Source organism: Lysinibacillus sp. NPDC093197, from assembly GCF_044754025.1.
In the GTDB taxonomy this organism is placed as follows: domain Bacteria; phylum Bacillota; class Bacilli; order Bacillales_A; family Planococcaceae; genus Lysinibacillus.
In genome coordinates this window covers 667,499-686,919 of sequence record NZ_JBIVOH010000002.1, presented here as the reverse complement: position 1 = coordinate 686,919, position 19,421 = coordinate 667,499, and the positions used below count along the sequence as shown (strand labels likewise).

Sequence of the window (19,421 nt, the reverse complement as noted above, 5' to 3'; positions counted from 1 at the left end):
TTATTGTTCTTTTACATCTTTCGTCCATTCAGCAACTTTATCTGGATTATTTTTAATCCATTCTTTTGCTGCATCTTTAGGATCATCACCATTTAAAATGTCTAGCATAACAGCTTCTAAATCTTCTGATGTCCAGTGGAAATTATCTAAAACTGAATATACGTCTGGTTGATCTTCTTTTAATCCTTTACGAACAAATGTATTAATCGTTTCTTCGCCGCCATAAACACCTTTTGGATCATCTAAATATTTCAAATCATATTTTGCGAATTTCCAGTGTGGAGACCAGCCAGTAACGATAATTTCTTCTTTATTTTTAATTGCTTTTGAAAGCGCAGTTGTCATAGCACCTGAAGATGAAGTTAATAGATTCCAATCTGCAAGGTTATCATATTCCTCTTGTGCTTTTTCAGTTGCCGCCGTAATACCTGCACCAGGCTCAATTCCTGTAATTGTATGATCTGCTTCATTTGTTAAATCTTCAATTGAATTTACATCCATATAGCTTGGGACAACTAAGCCAATTTTTGCACCAGCAAGGTTTTCACCTAGCTCGTCTAAATCTTTTTTATATTTTTCGTATTGTGTTCCATGTGTATGTGGAAGCCAAGCAGCGACCATGCCATCAGCTTCACCTTTTGAAACAGCTTCCCACATAATTGCGTTATCTAGTGGTGTTAATGTAACGTCATACCCTAAGTCTTCTAAAACTTGACCGACAACGTTAGTCGAAGCGATTTCTGTATCCCACTCAACGTAGGCTAAATTTACATCTTTCGAATCCTCATTCTTAGTCGAATCGCTCTCACTACATGCAGCTAGCATAAAGCCAAGCCCTAAAGCCATCCCTAATTTTGATAATGTTTTCAGTTTCATCGAATCTTCCTTTCTTTCCTCAATATTTAGCATTCTAGCAAAACACAAAACGTCTGTAGTGCGCTATGTGTATTTGCCTATATGCTCTTTTAGAGCTCTTTCTTTCTATTAAAGCTTTGAGTTAAGCGATCGATAATAATCGCGAAAATCACGAGTCCTAAACCTGCAACGAAACCATTCCCTACTTGTGTACGTTGCAATGCTGTTAATACTTCACGACCAAGTCCTGGTGCTCCAATCATAGAAGCGATAACTACCATTGAAAGTGATAGCATAACGGTTTGGTTAATGCCGGCCATAATTGTTGATTTAGCAAGCGGAATTTCCACCTTAAACAACTTTTGCCCTGCAGTACTGCCGTATGAATCCGCAGCTTCCACTAATTCTTTTGGTACTTGTCGAATCCCTAGATTTGTCATACGTACAGTAGGAGGTAAGGCAAAAATAACGGATGCAAATACACCTGGCACAATGCCAATTCCGAAAAAGGCAACTGCCGGAATTAAGTAAACGAAGCCAGGCATCGTTTGCATGAAATCAAGAATCGGTTTAATAATATTTTCGGCAACGCTTGACTTGGACATTAAAATACCAAGTGGTATACCAATGATGATAGAAATTATACTAGAAAATAAAACAAGCGTTGTGGTTTCCATGAGATGTTCCCATAAGCCTTGGTTATAAATAAATAAAAGGCCTATTAGTGTAAAGCTTGCGAGCCCAAATTTTTTGCCTACAGCGAAAAACGCTAAAATAACGACAAGTAAAATGAGAATAATAGCGGGAATGCCAATTAATAAATCAGTGACCTGGTTCATGAGTAGTTTTCCGTATTTTTGAATCACATCAAAGAACGCTGAAAAATTACTCGTCAACCAGTCCATAGCTGACTCTACCCATGGGGCAAGTGGTAAGGTTGGAATTTTGTCTAAAAAATTATTCATGTGTTACTTCCTCCTCAGTGAATGTTGAAAGTGCTTCGATAACAACACCTCGGATAAGAACACCAAGTAAGCGTTCATCTTTAACAACTGCAATAGGAGTAGGGGAATTATGAATCAAACCTAAAATATCCTGTAAAAGCATATCTGGTGGAACGGTTATCATCTCGGATTGAACAATCGAATGTACCGTTTGTTCCTGTTTTTTAGCAGCCGCTAGTGCGTCATCTGCGGTAATAAAGCCTTTCAAGTGTCGATTTTTATCAACTGCTATCAGTAAACTAACAGTTTCTTGGCGCATTCTTTTCAGCGCTACTGTAGGTCCATCAAGATCGACATTGACATAGACAGGTCGAACCATCACGTTTTCAGCTGTTAATACTTTAGAGCGATCGACATCTTCAACGAACGTTTTTACGTAATCATTTGCTGGATTCGTTAAAATTTCTTCACCAGTCCCGATTTGAATAATGGAACCATCTTTCATTATGGCAATACGATCACCTATGCGAAGCGCCTCATTTAAATCATGCGTGATAAATAAAATTGTTTTTTTCAATGTTCGTTGTAAATCTAGTAATTCATCTTGCATTTCTTTACGAATCAAAGGATCGAGAGCGGAAAATGCTTCATCCATTAATAAAATCTCTGGGTCATTTGCGAGTGCACGTGCTAAGCCTACACGTTGCTGCATCCCGCCTGATAGTTGGTTTGGATATTGATCTTTATAGGCAAGTAAGCCTGCATTTGCAAGAGCTTGTTCCGCTTTTGCTTTGCGCTCTTCTTTTGAAATGCCTCTAACTTCAAGGCCGTATTCGGTATTTTGTAGAAGTGTACGGTGAGGGAATAAACCGAAGTTTTGAAAAACCATACTCATTTTGCTTCGTCGTGCGGTTCGTAAGCTTTCTTTCCCCATTTTAGAAATATTTTCTCCATCGATAAAAATATTGCCGCTTGTAGGTTCGATAAGTCGATTTAACAGTCTAATCAGCGTTGATTTACCGCTACCTGATAAGCCCATGATAACGAAAATTTCCCCTTCATTTACAGTAAAGCTGGCATCATATACACCAACTGTTGCACCTGTTTCTTTTAAAATATCTGTCTTGCTTTTTTGTTGTTTGACGAGTTCTAAAGCTTGGGGAATATGTTTACCAAATACTTTAGAAACATGTTCTACTTTTATTTTTTCCATAGAACCACTCCTTTCGTGCGCTAATCCCACTTGTATAAGCAGTGAGATATCAATCTCAAATAGTAGGAAGATGTTACTTTTATAAAACGAACTATCAAGCGGATAAAGAAAATCCATATGACAATTGTTTCGTTTTCATTACACTATTTGAGGATAATGATAACCAAAAATAAACAAGTAACAACTTAACACTAACAAAAGGTTGTTACTTTTGTCAAATCGCTAAATAAGAAAAAAACCGCATAAACGCTGTTATATCAGCGCTTATGCGGATTTTAATTTGGATATAAAAAACTCTGTACGCGGCCTAAACTTTCGTCATTGCCAATAAAATAAATAATATCTCCTTCTTCAAATGAAGCATATGGTCCAGGTGAAAGTAATAATTCATTTCCACGGCGAATCCCGACTATTGTGCTAGACGTATTTTGCCAAAAATTTAATGCTTGCAAAGTTTGATGAATACAAGGACTTTCAGCAGTCATTTCAATTTGATATGGAATAAAGGGATTGACCGAGCGGAAATGTTCCGTTCGACTAATAAGTTGTTTCGTTTTTTCTTGTAAATGCAACAATTCATGTTGTTGCTTTTGAATACTTATTAAAAGCTCATTTTGTAGCTCATGAACGGATTGGACATCTTGGAATTGTCGGACAAAGCGTGCCGCCATTTCATACGATTTAATGATGACACCACTACCTTTGGAAGCTTCCACAATTTCTAAATCTTGCAAAACTGCGATCGCTCTTCTTGCTGTTTCAGCCGATACATTGTATTGGCTAGCTAATGAAGATCTTGCATAAATTTTATCACCAATTTGATATTTTTTTTCTACAATTTTTGAGGCAAGGTCCACCGCAATTTGCTGGTATTTTGGCTGCCTTACTTGAACATTTTTTTCTAAGTTCATGCTTAAACTTCCTTTCGTCATAACAAACCTACCTCCGCTTATTATAGACTAGCCTGCACAGAAAAAATAGCACCTCCATAAGCTATTAGTATATGATTTAAGCATCATTTAACAGCTTTTTAATAAGATATGATATTTTAATAAAAAAGGGCTGTTGATTGACAGTTTTCAGTTATTATTATAAACTAAGTTACGTTAAGTAAGTTATGTAAGTAGAAGCGTTTAATTAGCAAATTCAACTAAATGTTTAGAATAGAAAGTTGGCGATAAATATGACAATTACTACTAAAGTAGTGGATATAGTGAAAGACAAAATGACAATTGTAAAGCATTCTGAGACAGAAAATATTTGTCTAGTAGGTCCAGTAAAGTTACCTATTAAGCAAGGTGAATTTTCAGCGACTTTTCAATGGTATAACTGGTTAAAGGTTGATGGCAATTTGTCAAAAGAAGAAATAATGGATGGGCTAGCAACGGCAAATTTAGCATTTTCTCAGCAATCATCCGTACTAGTTTACGGTGATTTCGCCCATGAAGAAAATGCTTTAATCCGCATGCATAGCATTTGCCATACTGGCGATATATTTGGTAGCCAACGCTGTGACTGTGGTTATCAATTACATGAATCTATGAAAATGATTGTCGATCATGGATGCGGAGCGATTTTCTATTTAGCCGATCATGAAGGACGTGGCATCGGTCTATTTTCTAAATCTCTTGCTTATTTATTACAGGAAGAAGGTTTAGATACTGTAGAAGCAAACCTTGCACTTGGCTTCCAAGATGACACGCGTTCGTATGAAGAAGCGGTTACAGTTTTAACGGCTCTTCGTTCGAAGCCTGTTACATTGATTACAAACAATCCGAAGAAGCTATCTGCTTTACAGATGCACGGTTTAGCAGCGGATGGACATATCCCGTTATGGGGAGGTTTGACTGAGACAAATCGCTTTTATTTAGATACTAAGGTAGAAAAATCTGGTCATATTCGGAAGTGAAGTAAGTGGAGGGTACAAAGATGACGACAGATGAAAAATACATGCAGTTAGCATTAGATTTGGCAGCGAGTGCAAGAGGGAATACGAACCCCAATCCTCTTGTAGGAGCTGTTATTGTAAAAGATGGTGTTATCGTAGGCACGGGCTTACATCGAAAAGCGGGGGAACCGCATGCGGAAGTGCATGCCTTTCGTATGGCAGGAGAGCATGCAAAAGGTGCTACTCTTTATGTAACGCTAGAGCCATGTTCACATTACGGTAAAACGCCCCCTTGTGCTAATTTAGTCAAGGAATCAGAAGTGAGCCGCGTTGTAGTAGCGATGCAAGATCCTAATCCAGCTGTAGCAGGTAATGGTATTCAATTATTGCGTGATGCAGGTATTGAGGTTGAGGTAGGTGTGTTAGAAGAAAAATCACGACGTTTAAACGAACGCTTCATACACAATATGATAACAAAACGACCTTTTATTATCTCAAAATACGCTATGACATTAGATGGGAAAATCGCAGCACATACGGGGCATTCTAAATGGGTAACTGGTGCAGAAGCTCGAGAGGATGTCCACCATATTCGTCACGAAGTAGATGCAATATTAGTCGGCGTTGGAACAGTGATTGCTGATAATCCATCTTTAACAACGAGACTAAAAGATCGCCACGGCAAAAATCCTATACGCATCATTATGGATAGCTCTCTTCGCACACCTGCACATGCCAATGTTCTAAATGTAGAAGAAGCGAAAACGATTATTGTATGCAGTGAGGATGTTATGCAAGAGCAAATCGACATTTTAGAGGCTAAAGGTGTCACTGTTCTACCTGTTCGAAAAAGTAATGAAGGTCTTCATATTGATGATATGTTAGAAAAGCTTTATGTACTTGGAATTACTGATATTTTAGTCGAGGGTGGAAGTGCGATTAATGCTTCATTTTTACAAAATGCGGCCATCGATAAATACGTTATTTACGTAGCGCCTAAGGTTTTAGGTGGAAGTTTATCTTTAACGCCAATTGCGGGCTATAATGCAGCCACAATGGATGAAGCGTGGGATGTAGAATTTGCTTCTTTCGATAAGGTGGGGCAAGATTTACGCATTATTGCTTATCCGAAAAAAGGTGAAGGTAAGTGAAATTTCATGCAGATGTATGTATAGTAGGGGCTGGACCAAGTGGTGCACTTCTTGCGCATTTGCTAGCGAAAAAGGGTCTGTCCGTGATACTGCTAGAGCAAAGCTCCGCACTTGGGCAGGCTTTTCGCGGTGAACATTTAAATGAAGAGGGCGAGACGGTTCTCAAAAATCATCATCTTTTTGAAGCGATAGAAGCGCTCGGTTTATTACGAATGGAAAAACTAGAATATTATGCGAAGGGCGAAGCGTTTAAAACAATTTTTCCAGATGCTTCTGTAGGACATTTAGGTATTCACGTTCCTCAAGCACATTTGCTTAAAGGAATACTCCAACATACAATTCACTTCCAAAATTTTAAGTGTTTCCTAAATACAAAGGTGACAACACTAAAGACAGATTCTTCAGGACGATATGTCGGCGTTATCGCGACAAAGGACGAAGAAACGATTGAAATTAAGAGCCAGCTTATAATAGGAGCAGATGGCCGATATTCTACAATTCGCAAGCGAGCACATATTGCTATTCAAAAGCATAAGCATGGTTTTGATTTACTATGGGCAAAAATTCCTGCACCACAAGGTTGGGAGCCGGCAATTAAAATGGCGCTCATTGATGATATGCAATTGTCGCTTTTCTCACAGACAGGGGGCAATATTCAAATTGGTTGGAATATTAAACAGGGTGATTTTCCGCAGCTTAGAAAACAGGCAATTACTCCGTTTATTAGCCAGCTTATAAAAGCTTTTCCTGAATTAGAGGAAACCGTTACTCACCATATTCGTTCATGGCAAGATTTTGTCTTACTTGATGTGTTTAGTAGTCATTGTGACTGTTGGGGGACACAAGGACTTGTCCTTTTAGGCGATGCCGTTCATACGATGACACCTACTGGCGCATTCGGCTTAAATAGCGCGCTAAAGGACGCTGATTGTCTTGCTTCATTACTCAATAAGGACACTATTCAACAATTTAATGTGAGAGATTTTCAGCAACTGCGAGAACAGGCCATTGAAGAAGTATTGGCGCAGCAAATTGAAAAAGAACAAACTTTTGCCTTTCACTTTATAGACCAGGCATCTTGAAAGGAAGAAAATATAGATGAAATTTGGCTTTGATATAGATGATACGTTGATCGATTTACGTGCACATGCCTTTTTGCTTTATAATAAAAAGCTAGGCAAAAATATAGCAGACGAAACCTTTCAAGCTTTGCAAAGAGTAGAGATTCATGAGCCCTTTGGATTAACAGATGCAGAGGGCTCAGCAATGTGGAACAGTTCATTGGATGAAATCTATTTTACAGATTGTCCAATTTTCGAAGCGGCCCTTGAAACATTGCAAGCATTACATCAGCAAGGACATGAAATTTATTATATTACGTCACGTCCAAAACAATATTGTCAACAAACGCAACAATGGATGAAAGCGCAAGGTTTCCCTGTAGAAGAGGGTCATTTCTATTGTGGTATGCAGGATGTGGAGAAAGTAGCTATTATTAAAGAGCTTGATTTAGATGTTTACGTTGATGATAAACCGGCAGTGTTAGAAACGTTACAAGGTATTAAGACGAAAGTAATATTAAAAAATCAATCGTATAATCAGCTTGTAGCATTGCCGCGATTGCATCATTGGCATGAGTTTTTAAGCATAATCAATGACTGAAATGTGCATGGACAAACGAAGAAAAGTGTTAGATTGACTACGATCAATCTAACACTTTTTTGCTGTTCACGTTAATGTTCGTCTCAGCGGATGTTTTCTTTGGATGTAGCCTGGGCCCGTTTGACTTTCCACATTTTAATGATAGACTTTCGAACAAGAGAGGTGATTTCTTTGAATATTTGGATATGCGATGACGAAAAAGCAATAACGAATGCGATTGCATCTAAAATTAAACTACGTTACCCTAACGCCCAAATTAAACAATTCCAAAATGGGCTTGAATTATTAAATCAAGTCGGTTCTTTTGATGTATTATTTTTAGATATCGAAATGCCTGATATCAAAGGTATAACCGTAGCTGAAAAATTAAGAGCTCGCCAGCAGCTAAACCCAATTATTTTTGTAACTGCCTTTGAACAATATGTTTTCCAAGCATTTGATGTTCAAGCATTTCATTATTTATTGAAACCATTTGACACGAAAAAATTTTACGAGGTATTACATACAGCACTTGAAAACCGTTCTAGTCAATCTATAGATTCCCCATATCTTGTTATTAAATCTGGCTTTGACTTAAAAAAAGTTTTTTACCACGAAATCTACTACATTGAAGTATTCGGTCGTAAACTTACAGTGCATAAAGAAAATAGCTCATACACATTTATAGGGCGACTCAAACAGTATGAAGAAAATCTTGGCAACAGCTTTTTCCGAATCAATCGCTCTTATTTAGTCAACCTCGACTATATTACAAGCTATACTAAGCAACAAATTATACTAGATAATGGAACTATATTAAAACTTTCGCAAAAGAAATATACACAGTTCATTCAAACTTATATGGATTACATACAGCAAAAAGGATATATACATACATGATTAGTTATAGTTACTTTGAAATGGTAAACAATATATTTAATTGGTCTATGCAATTTTGTACCGCCTATTTTTTCTACCGTTTTTGTCGAATTTTTATTCAGCATTCGTATTTACTAATTATTTCAATCGGCTATTTTATCACGGTTATAGTACTAGAATGGTTTATAGGTGATATTTCAAATTTTGGCGTCTATTTATTTGCATCATTAACTGCTTTTTTATTATTACTACCACTAAAAAATAACTCTGTCTATTTAAAGTTCTTCATTGTCATTACTTATTTTTCAATACGGTGGATGGCACCAACGATTGTCATTATTTTGTACCGCCCAATTAGTGATCTATCGCTTTACTTAGTAGAAAAATGGATTATTCCCCACCTGTTCGATGTAACAATAGGGTACTTTAGCTATACAATTTGGATGATGCTTGTGCTACTTGCTTTATACATCATTGGTTTATGGTGTGTCATTCATTTTTACGAAAAATGTATACATATGCATCCACGTATTTTTGAAAATCGGGAAATTTTACTACTTATTCTTCCACCACTTATTGGAATGTCGAGCTATTTTATGATGAACAAATATCATCAGGTCATAGGCGACCCAATCGACCCAGACGTTATTGATCAGTTTTTAAAATATTGGGGAGTCCATAATTGCATCATAATAGCAGCAATGTTTGGTGTGCTTATTTTAGTGCAAAAACTGGACTTACAACGTGTACAACAGCAAAAGCAGCTAGTACTTGTAAATCAATCCCAGCAGCTACAAGCCCATCTTCAAAGTATCGATGCCCTATACAAAGACATGCAACTGTTAAAACATGATGTAAAAAACCATTCGGCCACAGTAGAGAGGCTTATTGAAACGAAACAATTAACAGAAGCTAGTATTTATTTAAACAGTATGCAACAGCAGATGGATTCAAAAGTGACGCAATCTGTTACTGGTCATGCGATTGTTGACTTATTAATTCAAGAAAAAATAAAAAAAGCGCAGGCACAATCTGTTGTGATTGAGTCTACGTTCACGTATCCAAGCTATGTACATTGCGATGTATATGATTTGTGTATTATTCTTCATAACGCACTAGACAACGCACTGACTGCTACAAAAGATCGCCCTAGTGCTTCGATTAGTATTCATTCGATACAACATAAATGTACGTATATTTTAACAATTAAAAACCCAATACCCGCTTTTGTGAATGAAAACAACTATCAGGGTGGACTTGGTCTTCAAATTATACAAGATATCGCCAAAAAATATAATGGGGACATTCAAATCAATACAGACCATCAAGTGTTTGAATTACATGTTTTGCTACATTTTCATGCACAATTATAATCCTTTTACTCTCTATGCTAAGCATAGGGAGTATTTTCATTCATGACATGTAAAACGTTTTTCATGACACATTTAAACATTTCAGACTAGTTGCGTCGAAATAAAAAGTAAGATTTTAATTCGAGGTGATTGTATGTCCATCTATACTAATAGTTATTTACCTATCCAAAATTATTTAGCGAAAGTCGTAAGTAATCCAAAATTAAATTTGTCTGCGCAACAAAAAAAGACTTTCCAAGAAGTTTTAAATGAGACGACGCAACATTTTACTAAAGAAGCGGCTAAAACAGATGCTCTGACTATGCAAAACAGTCAAATGTGGAAATTAATTGGGGCTGCTAGTATGAATAGTGCAGGCTTTAGTGATTTATTAATGTCAGGTATCAATAATAGTTTTTTAGGAACTTCCTCTAATCCTTTAGATAATTTAACAAATGGGTTTAATCTAAGTACATTTAATTCATCAAATTATCTAAGTAACTTTTATTACCCAAAAAATAAGTCAAGTAACAATGCTAACTTCTATAATATTTATAGTAAATTAAATGAAATTAGTAACAAATTTTAAATTCATTATTTACGAAAGGAATGTATTCTATGTATATTACATCAAACCATGGCGCAACTGTTGCTAAATATGCACAATCCATATTATCCAATCCAAAACTCCAATTATCTGAACAACAAAAGTCAGATGTGGAGGCAATCGTAAAAAAGCACGACCCGCAAAAATCAGAAACTTATACAAAAGCTGCCTCGCTTTCTTCACTTACGGCTAATCCTTATAATCCATTTTACGGTGTAAATGAGCCAGCGAATCCATATAACTACTCAGCGGACGTTATGTTTAAAGCCAATTCTACAAGCAAATTTCATACATTTAATAATCTCGCGAAATTAAACGAGCAAGTGGATGTCAGACAAAGCGCTGCAATGCATAAATTCGAACTTCTTCGTTCTCAATTATAGGGAGGCTGGAAATCAGCCTCAATAAAATAAGGAACCAGTTTTTAGTTTTCTAAGGGCTAATTTGCGTTTCTATTTTCCTGTTTGTGGAGAATCAAAGGTTGAAACGAAATAGGTTTTACATTACTGCCAGCAAATTTTTGAAGATACTTGGACGTTTACAAGGATATAGGAGAAAAGGGACTACCAAAGAAAAAAAGAGAAATCGGATGTCATCGATTTCTCTTTTTCTTAATATAAGCTAGTTATATCTCAGCCTCTTCGTTTGTTTAAATAAAACGAGCAATATCTTTTAACGGTAAACGAGACGAGCCATAAGCAGGTGCAGCACCTTTACCGATAGCAATAAGGACTACAGGGAAAATATGCTCTGGTAATTCAAATCGTTCAGCAAATTTCGCTTTATCAAAACCGCCCATTGTCACAGTATCATAGCCTTTTTCTTTGGCGATAAGCATAAGTTGCATTGAAATAAGACCTGCATCAAATGTAGCAATATTTTTTCGTACTTCTAATGGGGCAGATGGGTAAGTGCGTAGGGTATTCGCAATCATTAAATCCTTCTGTGCATCACCCATATGACCTTCTGCGACATTTTGTGTATAAATTTGTTCAACTTGTTGATACATTTCGGCATTTCCTAACACCGCAATAACTGCTGATGATGTTTCAACTTGTTCTTGGTTATTGGCAATAGCACGAAGCTCTGTTTTCACTGCTTCATCTTGAATAACAAGAAATCTCCATGCTTGTAGATTGCTAGAGGACGGTGCACTTGTTGCTTCTTGAATGATTTCTTCAAGCTCTGCTTGAGGTATTTTAAAAGTAGGATCATAAACACGCACTGATTTTCGATCCTCCATAATTGTATATAGATTCGCTTTGTTATTTGTTATTGACATAATGTCCTCCTTAAAACTTACTAATGGTAAGTTGATAATTAGAATCTTACCATTAGTAAGTTTATACGTCAAATAAAAAATTTTGTGTGTTACAATAGAAATACGGAATTTAAAAATGGGAGGTTATTATATGACTAAATCTAATTGTTCACATATATGTAGTAGCTACCATCAGGCAATTGAATTTATAGGAAAACGTTGGATGGGCATGATCATCTATACGTTATTGCCTGGTCCAAAAAGGTATCATGAAATACATGCCACTATCCCTGGCATTTCTGATCGTTTGCTAACAGAACGTCTAAATGAGCTTGTTCAAGCAGGACTAATCGAGAAAAAATATATTGATTCATCGATAAAAAAAGTAGAATATGCGTTAACACCGAACGGCTTAGCATTTCAGGAAGTCATCCTGTCTATTCAAAAATGGATTGATTTATGTGATTTTGAACAAACTACGAAAGAGTCAACATAAAAAAGACAAAATACCTTAAGAGGGTGCACTCTTAAGGTATTTTGTCTTTTTTTATAGAAATTATTTGAGTTTTCCTATACATCTTACTCAAAGCAATTGAAGTCCAAGGTAGGTTGCTTTGTAATTTAGATGATCCTAATTATTCTACATTCATATACAATACAAATAATTCCTTTCCGTTGTTCCATAAAGCATTGATTTCATATAATATCCGTCGTTAGATGGCATCGTTATTTTTTCCTCTTCAATTTCAACATGCGTGGCATTCTGGTTGTTTATGAACATCTTTTGGAAATACATTGCATCTGTTCACCAATCCTGATGAATGCAGTAAATCCATCATAGCATCGTTTTGTCGAATTTTACTATTTTCAATGGACTACGTTGAACAAACAAAAGAGACTGTAGGCAAACTCACATTGTAAGTTTATCTACAATCTCATACTTTAGTAATCTATTTAACGTTCGGTAATATTTTATTTAAAAGAATGGCAGCTAGAGCAGCGGTTGCTACTGGTGAGCCAAATAAATATTGAACCGTTGTTGGTAAAGAATATAAGAAATCTTTCGGTAGTAATGTTAACGCTAATGTTAAAATGACTGGTACAGCGATGACGTACATTTCTTTTTCGCCGATGCGTTCATTTTTCATTACTTGTAACCCACTAATCGCAATGATGCCACAAACGATAACGAAGACACCACCGATAACTGCCGATGGAATAGCAGAAATTAATGCCGCTAATTTACCAGAAAAACCGAACAAAATAAACCAAGCACCTGCAGCAATAAAGACACGACGACTTGCAATACCTGTAATGGAAATAACACCTGCATTCGTTGAATAGCCTGTTACTGGTGTCGAACCTAATAATGAGGCGATGAAACAGCCGATACCTTCTCCGATTACCCCACGATTTATTTGTTTATCTGTCAATGGTTTTTCAATAACATTACTAACCGCAAACCATGTACCTGTTGTTTCAGCCATTAATACAATATAAATAATGATCATTGTCAAAATAGCTGAAAAGTTAAATGTAAAGCCAAAATCTGCGAAAGGAATTTGTGGTAAGCTAAACCACTTTGCCTTTCCAACTGCTGATAAATCTAATACACCCATTATATTAGCAGCGATACAACCTATAAGTAACGCTATAATGACAGATGCGATACGAAATGCACGACCTTTTTGACGGAACACAGAGCCTAGCATTACACAAACAATTAATACGATAGCTGAAATAAGAGCTAAATAAATATTTTGGTTAATCGTAGCACCAGCACCTTCAAAAATATTACTACTTAAACCAACTGGCATTAGCGATAATCCAACAACGAAAATAATTGTACCTCCTACAATTGGAGGAATAAAAGTTTTAACAATTTTATTGAAAATACCTGTATAGCCTAAAATAATGACAAAAATTGCACCAATTAAGCTTGCTCCTAACACAGAGCTCCAACCAAGTTCGCCACTGCCACTAGCGGCATAAATACCTACAATCGCACCTAGTGGTACATAAGACGGCCCTTGTGCGATCGGTAGCTTCATGCAGAAATGAGTTTGAACAATTGTCGCAATCCCTGCTGCAATAAAAGTCGATTGTATCAATGCACTTGATTGACCTGATTGCAAACCAATTAACATCGCAATAAGGAAGGGAACTACATAGACGTCCATTGCCATAACATGCTGTAAACCTAGAAGAACTGATTGGCTAAATGGCACTTTTTCATCGGGTAAAACGGTTAAATGCGTGGTATTACTTTTATCGTTTGCTAGATTGTTTTTTTGCGTTTCCACTAAGATGTACACCTCAAAGTTTAAGTTTTTATATAATGATTAGTATTTTTATCTTTGTTCATGACCTCCACCTGCTGCTACAGCAAAGGGGAGAGTATTGTTTGTGTTTAGTTATTTGCTTCTTTCATGAACTTTCGTTCCTTGCACCCACACTTCACGAATATTTTCAGGACGAACAAGATACATGATTTTTTGGAAGATATCGATCAATTCTTCATTTTTATCGTAGATTGGAAGTTTGGCAGATGCTATTTTTGTATCGATTACTTGAACATCCCACGTAAAGTTTTCTTGTAAGCGACCAACTGGTAGGCTTAAACTTTCACCACCGCCAGCTGTTGCTAAATAAAATGCTTCATTAATTGTAATGCGTGAATCTGGCACGCCACGTTTGTCTGCAGGTAGCGCTGTATCAACACCATCTTCCAACATTCTAGATGACATAACAGCTTGTTTTGCATTATCGAAAAGACTCGGAGAGAAGCCACCCGAAATATCTGATCCTAAACCAATATCCACCCCTTTTGAATGGAAACGTGCAATTGGAATGACACTGTTTGCAAAATAAGCATTTGAGATTGGACAATGACCGATCGCTGTACCTGTTTCAGCAAATAATTCTGCATCTTCATCGTTTAAAAAATTGCAATGTGCCATAACAGACTTATCACCTAATAAACCGAAGTCATGTAACGCATAGGCGTCATTTTTGTTGAAGCGGTCCTGTACATAACCATGCTCCCAATCGCTCTCACTACAGTGAGATTGGATATGAGTATCATATTTAGCAGCCAATTCACCTAAACCTTTTAATGCACTATCTGTACAACTTGGAATAAAGCGAGGCGTTACAACGGGATATACACCTTGTTTTGTAGTTTTTGCTAATTCTTTAACAGCTAAAATAAATTCTTCTGTGTCTGCTAATGCTGTATCTGTGTTTGCATCACGATAAAATTCTGGGTTTTGTTCAGGGTCATCCATGACAACTTTCCCAACTAGACCACGTTGTCCTTTTGTAGCACATATTTCAGCTAACAATAAGCTCGCCTCTTTATGGACAGTTGCAAAGTATAACGATGTAGTTGTGCCATTGGCAAGTAGGGTACTAACTAAATCTTCATAGACCTCTTTGGCAAATGCTAAATCAGAGAACTTAGATTCGATTGGAAAGGTATATGTGTTTAGCCAGTCATTTAGAGGAATGTCTAAAGCCGTTCCAGCTTGAGCCCATTGGGGTGCATGTACATGCAAGTCGACAAAGCCTGGGAAAAAATACTGTCCGTCAGTTAATTGATGGAAATTGTCTTTCCCTTCGTATGTATTTAGTAAGGTTTGATATTCAGGATGTTCCGGTGCAATAGTTTTTTCTATCATGCCGTCTGCGTTAATGCAAAAAAGATAATCTTTTAATATTTGTACTTCTTTTGAAGACTTACTTGAAAAAGCAGTCCCTTTAAAAATTTGCGTATATTCACTCATGGTTTACACCTCAACGTTCGTATTTTAGTATCAGCAGGGAATATTATAGGACAATTAAACTGTAAAGTCTATAAAAAAACGAATAAAAGCTTTTTGATTTAATAGAGATTAAAGGGGAATTAACATAAAATGAAAAGAGTTTTACAACAATTTTATGGAATGGAAATATATAGTGAGGCGGAAAAGGAATGAGGGGTTGGCATCCTAGGGATTTTTAAATAAAATATAAGTGAGAACTATTATCAATTAAAGGTGGTGTAGACTATCGAAGACGCTTGGAAATTAATGTTGCTGTATTAAATAAAGTAGAAGTTTCCTAGAAAAAGGTAATTAAATCAACTAGTAAAGTTGTAAAATACCAATCACTATTAACATTCAATTAATTTTTTTAGAGGGAATGTGATTAAGTATGTATGGTAAAAAGGTTATTATTATAGTGGGATTATGTCTTCTCGTTTTTTTGATCATTTTATTTACCATTATTAGTTTAAGAGCCAATTATTAATTAAATAGATTTACCAAAAGACTCAAGTGTAAATACTTGAGTCTTTTTTGTGAAAAAAAATCGGTGCAACATATATAAAATATTGTTTTATAAATTGATTACTGGAAAAATTTTATAAATTATATGTTTGCTTTATTAATATTCATTAAGTATCCTTTTATTAACAATAAAAAGGGGAGGGGATGCGATGAATCGTCAACATATAGGGGTATTATTTGGAGGAGTATTGTTGCTCGTAGTAGCAATGGGCATTAGCCGTTTTGCTTTTACACCTATTTTGCCATTTATGCGGGAGGATGTCGGTTTTTCATTTAATGTTGCCGGCTTTTTAGCATCCAGTAATTATATTGGTTATTTTATTGGGGCATTGTGGGCTGGATTTATCTATCGACAAAAGAAAAATTTTTTACTGTTGAGTGTTGTGTTAAACGTCATTTCTGTTGTCCTTATGGGGCTAATTGAAATTTATAGTGTTTGGCTTGTCCTGCGCTTAATTGCAGGGATTACAGGAGGGCTTATATTTGTTTTAACATCTAGTATTATTATGGATTATTTAGCTAAACAGTCACTGACAAAGTGGTCAGGTTATTTATTTAGCGGTATAGGGCTTGGCATTGCCATATCTGGCTTGTTCGTACCTTTCATTGAAGTACGTTTTGCGTGGCAAGGTACTTGGATTGGCTTAGGAATTTTATCAGCACTTTTATTAATTATTACATTGATCTTATGGAGAAATTTACAAGTTCACGATAGCGTGAAAGTTACTAAATCGTCTGATACAAAAATGTCGCGAGGTTTTATGCCTTGGCTTATTGCTGCATATGGGCTTGAAGGGCTTGGCTATATTATTACAGGGACATTTTTAGTAGATATTATTCATAATATTCCATCGCTCCAAGCGTACTCTTCTTATAGCTGGGTCATTGTTGGTGTAGCGGCAATTCCATCTGCCCCAGTTTGGACAGTTTTATTAGAAAAGTTTTCCGCAATTAAAATATTGTTTGTGGCATACATATTACAAGTGCTAGGGATTTTGTTGCCGGTATTTTCACAAACAGTGTGGAGTGTCTTATTGTCTTCATTTTTATTTGGCTTAACATTCGTTGGCATTGTAACATTAACAACCGCATATGCTAGACAGCTTTTTCCAACCCAGAGTGGTCCAGTCGTGTCAGTATTAACAACATTTTATGCATTCGGACAAATAATCGGGCCAATAATTGCTGGACAGCTTGTAGTAATATACAACAGCTATAAAGCAGCACTCATATTTGCTGGAGTTATTGTATTCTTAGCATTGTTAGTGATGTTATGCGGTAAATGGATCGTCATGAAACAACAAGAAAAAATAGCAAATTTAAACATACAATCTACACCTTAATTACGGTGCCAGGCACCCGAAATATTCAGAATTGTTTGTGTGTCTGGCACTCTTATCATTTTTTCCTAAATCGACAAAATGTTATAATTGAGGAAAATCAATTGGAGTGATGCGAATGAGTGTAAAGACTTTACGTAAAATCCCACTTGAGAGATTTGTAGATTTAAAGGTAGATTATGCATTTAAACAATTTTTTGGCACTGAGCAGAATAAAAACATTACTGTGGCTTTCCTAAATGCTATTTTAGATCGCACTGGTCGTAACGCTGTTAATGAGATTTCTTTTATGAGGCAAGAATTTGGTAACGAGCATGTAGATGATAAGCAATCACGTTTGGATATTTTAGTTAAAACACAAGAAGATTTATTTATTAATGTAGAAATTCAACTAACAAATGAATACGATATGATGAAAAGAACACTGTATTATTGGTCAAGAATTTATACTTCACAGCTTCGTAAGGGGATGGGGTACCACAAACTACGACCAACAATTACTGTCAATATTTGTAATTTTAGTTTATTTGAACAAACAGAAGATTATCATTCTATTTTCCAACTTTACGACAATCAGGGGAAGTTTAAAATGGATGATGTGCTGGAAATACATTTTATCGACATGAATAAATTTATAAAGCAATGGTATGCAAAGCAATTAAATTCGTGGGAAAATGTACTTGCGAAATGGTTAATGCTACTAGGAATGGTCGATGTACGCAAAGAGAAAGTCTATGAAGAAATCTATTTGGAATTGGAGGCGCTCGCCATGAAAGATGAGGAGTTATTCAATGCTTTTAATGTTTGGCAAGATTTAAGTCAGTCACCTGAAGATTATTATGCTTACCAATCTCGTTTGAAATATATCCTTGATGAAGCGGCGAAGCTAGAAGATACAAAACATATAGCGGAGCAAGAAGGGCTATTAAAAGGATTAGAACGGGGTATAGAACAAGGATTAAAACAAGGAATAGAAAAAGGAATAGAAAAAGGAATAGAACAAGGAATAGAGCAAGGAATAGAACAAGGTATAGAGCAGGGCATTGAACAAGGTATCAAACACGGAGAAAAAAAGATGCAGACGGAAATTGCATTGAAATTATTAAAAAGAAACACCGATATTGAAACAATCGCAGAATTAACAGAGCTAACTGTTACTGAAATTGAGCAGTTAAAAGGATTACACGATTAAAATTTTAGGTGCCAGGCACTCGCAATTTTTAGAATTGTTTGGGTGCCAGGCACTTATTATATTTTCTTTTTACGATTCAACATAAAGAAGAATAGACGTATTAGTAGCAAGCTATAAATAAAAATCCAAATAAATTGCCAATAAAAGATGGCTGGAATTGCTCGAAGGCTATCATCTGAACTCATCATTTCTAAAGAAAGATGTACAGGGGGGAATAGCCATATAAAACCCTTTACTTCATGTTTCAAGGAGACAATTGCTATTGAAATGATTAGAATACTAAGAACACCCCACCAAGAATTTTGCTTATTTTTCACCAGTTCCCTTGTAAAAAGAGCAGAGAGTCCAATCGCAAGAATTGATAGGCTAAAGTGAGCTAAGAAGCCCAATACTATATGTAAAGTTCTTGGTTTCTCACCAAATGCATCTATCAAAATAGGGTACATTACTGACACCCAGCTGAGACAAAAACCAATCGCCATACAAATCAAATAAAGCGCTCCAAAATACGCTTTTTCCCCTTTAGAATGAAGTATAGTTATGACTTTTTGCCCTTCATCCTCCGCATGAAATATTGTTACTGTAAACCATCCCATTAACAAGAAGAGCAGAGTTGAAGTAAATGAGTAACTATCTAAAATTGGGTTTGGCACAAATGCATAATTGACTACCGTACATAAAATGAAAATAAAAAAAGGGGGGATATATTTATAAGTCCTTAGATAATTTATCAATTGATAGTGCAATAAACTCATCATTTACTTAGTAAA

At 36.0% G+C, this 19,421-nt stretch carries 19 protein-coding genes; 11 read left to right on the top strand and 8 right to left on the bottom strand.

The genetic code is table 11. From position 1 onward, the window contains the following. The 4 genes from ACIP9G_RS09245 to ACIP9G_RS09230 form a co-directional block, all read right to left on the bottom strand. Window positions 1-876: a glycine betaine ABC transporter substrate-binding protein gene (locus ACIP9G_RS09245; RefSeq protein ID WP_401018904.1), complete on the bottom strand. Its 876-nt coding sequence runs from the start codon at window positions 874-876 to the stop codon at window positions 1-3. An 89-nt stretch (window positions 877-965) separates the two neighbouring features. Next, on the bottom strand, window positions 966-1,820 hold the full coding sequence (locus ACIP9G_RS09240; RefSeq protein ID WP_340825464.1) for an ABC transporter permease: 855 nt from the start codon (window positions 1,818-1,820) through the stop codon (window positions 966-968). Next, a complete protein-coding gene (locus ACIP9G_RS09235) occupies window positions 1,813-3,012 on the bottom strand; it encodes a quaternary amine ABC transporter ATP-binding protein (RefSeq protein WP_340825463.1) in 1,200 nt (399 codons plus the stop codon). The genes ACIP9G_RS09240 and ACIP9G_RS09235 overlap by 8 nt, the downstream gene beginning before the upstream one ends. 275 nt (window positions 3,013-3,287) lie before the next feature. Then, entirely contained in the window at window positions 3,288-3,923 is a 636-nt protein-coding gene (locus ACIP9G_RS09230; protein ID WP_401019088.1) for a GntR family transcriptional regulator, read from the bottom strand. Between the two features lie 272 nt (window positions 3,924-4,195). Between ACIP9G_RS09230 and ACIP9G_RS09225 the strand changes: the two genes are divergently transcribed. From ACIP9G_RS09225 to ACIP9G_RS09190, 8 genes are all read left to right on the top strand, one after another. Next, window positions 4,196-4,921: a GTP cyclohydrolase II gene (locus ACIP9G_RS09225; protein ID WP_340825460.1), complete on the top strand. Its 726-nt coding sequence runs from the start codon at window positions 4,196-4,198 to the stop codon at window positions 4,919-4,921. 20 nt (window positions 4,922-4,941) lie between these two features. Next, window positions 4,942-6,051 carry a bifunctional diaminohydroxyphosphoribosylaminopyrimidine deaminase/5-amino-6-(5-phosphoribosylamino)uracil reductase RibD gene (gene ribD / locus ACIP9G_RS09220; RefSeq protein ID WP_401018903.1) on the top strand — a complete coding sequence of 370 codons (1,110 nt, stop codon included), beginning with the start codon at window positions 4,942-4,944 and terminating at the stop codon, window positions 6,049-6,051. Then, on the top strand, window positions 6,048-7,133 hold the full coding sequence (locus tag ACIP9G_RS09215; RefSeq protein ID WP_401018901.1) for an FAD-dependent monooxygenase: 1,086 nt from the start codon (window positions 6,048-6,050) through the stop codon (window positions 7,131-7,133). Before ribD ends, ACIP9G_RS09215 begins: the two co-directional genes overlap by 4 nt. Before the next feature lie 16 nt (window positions 7,134-7,149). Further along, a complete protein-coding gene (locus ACIP9G_RS09210; RefSeq protein WP_401018900.1) occupies window positions 7,150-7,713 on the top strand; it encodes a 5' nucleotidase, NT5C type in 564 nt (187 codons plus the stop codon). A 171-nt stretch (window positions 7,714-7,884) separates the two neighbouring features. Beyond that, the gene (locus ACIP9G_RS09205) at window positions 7,885-8,592 is read left to right on the top strand and encodes a LytR/AlgR family response regulator transcription factor (RefSeq protein ID WP_401018899.1); all 708 of its coding nucleotides are present in this window, start codon (window positions 7,885-7,887) and stop codon (window positions 8,590-8,592) included. Continuing rightward, the gene (locus tag ACIP9G_RS09200) at window positions 8,589-9,944 is read left to right on the top strand and encodes a sensor histidine kinase (RefSeq protein ID WP_401018897.1); all 1,356 of its coding nucleotides are present in this window, start codon (window positions 8,589-8,591) and stop codon (window positions 9,942-9,944) included. Before ACIP9G_RS09205 ends, ACIP9G_RS09200 begins: the two co-directional genes overlap by 4 nt. Before the next feature lie 133 nt (window positions 9,945-10,077). After that, a complete protein-coding gene (locus tag ACIP9G_RS09195) occupies window positions 10,078-10,512 on the top strand; it encodes a hypothetical protein (RefSeq protein WP_401018896.1) in 435 nt (144 codons plus the stop codon). Window positions 10,513-10,541: 29 nt separating this feature from the next. Next, window positions 10,542-10,913, top strand: coding sequence for a hypothetical protein (locus ACIP9G_RS09190; protein WP_401018895.1), 372 nt, complete (start codon window positions 10,542-10,544; stop codon window positions 10,911-10,913). Window positions 10,914-11,179: 266 nt separating this feature from the next. On the opposite strand, the gene ACIP9G_RS09185 is transcribed toward ACIP9G_RS09190, so the two are convergent. Beyond that, window positions 11,180-11,806 (bottom strand): nitroreductase family protein, encoded by a 627-nt coding sequence (locus tag ACIP9G_RS09185; RefSeq protein ID WP_401019087.1) that lies wholly within the window; start codon window positions 11,804-11,806, stop codon window positions 11,180-11,182. 136 nt (window positions 11,807-11,942) lie between these two features. Here ACIP9G_RS09185 and ACIP9G_RS09180 point away from each other — a divergent pair, with 136 nt between their 5' ends. Further along, window positions 11,943-12,287, top strand: a complete 345-nt coding sequence (locus ACIP9G_RS09180) for a winged helix-turn-helix transcriptional regulator (protein WP_340825448.1) — start codon at window positions 11,943-11,945, stop codon at window positions 12,285-12,287. Window positions 12,288-12,741: 454 nt separating this feature from the next. On the opposite strand, the gene ACIP9G_RS09175 is transcribed toward ACIP9G_RS09180, so the two are convergent. Both ACIP9G_RS09175 and guaD read right to left on the bottom strand, forming a co-directional pair. Further along, the gene (locus ACIP9G_RS09175) at window positions 12,742-14,094 is read right to left on the bottom strand and encodes a uracil-xanthine permease family protein (RefSeq protein ID WP_340825447.1); all 1,353 of its coding nucleotides are present in this window, start codon (window positions 14,092-14,094) and stop codon (window positions 12,742-12,744) included. 111 nt (window positions 14,095-14,205) lie between these two features. Next, window positions 14,206-15,576: a guanine deaminase gene (gene guaD / locus ACIP9G_RS09170; RefSeq protein WP_401018894.1), complete on the bottom strand. Its 1,371-nt coding sequence runs from the start codon at window positions 15,574-15,576 to the stop codon at window positions 14,206-14,208. Window positions 15,577-16,268: 692 nt separating this feature from the next. On the opposite strand from guaD, the gene ACIP9G_RS09165 reads away from it, so the two are divergent. Continuing rightward, window positions 16,269-17,462: a YbfB/YjiJ family MFS transporter gene (locus ACIP9G_RS09165; RefSeq protein ID WP_401018893.1), complete on the top strand. Its 1,194-nt coding sequence runs from the start codon at window positions 16,269-16,271 to the stop codon at window positions 17,460-17,462. A 115-nt stretch (window positions 17,463-17,577) separates the two neighbouring features. Continuing rightward, the gene (locus ACIP9G_RS09160) at window positions 17,578-18,651 is read left to right on the top strand and encodes an Rpn family recombination-promoting nuclease/putative transposase (RefSeq protein WP_401018892.1); all 1,074 of its coding nucleotides are present in this window, start codon (window positions 17,578-17,580) and stop codon (window positions 18,649-18,651) included. 56 nt (window positions 18,652-18,707) lie between these two features. Here the strand turns inward: ACIP9G_RS09160 and ACIP9G_RS09155 are convergent, their stop codons facing one another. Further along, window positions 18,708-19,409, bottom strand: a complete 702-nt coding sequence (locus tag ACIP9G_RS09155) for an ABC transporter permease (RefSeq protein ID WP_401018891.1) — start codon at window positions 19,407-19,409, stop codon at window positions 18,708-18,710. Window positions 19,410-19,421: the final 12 nt, after the last annotated feature.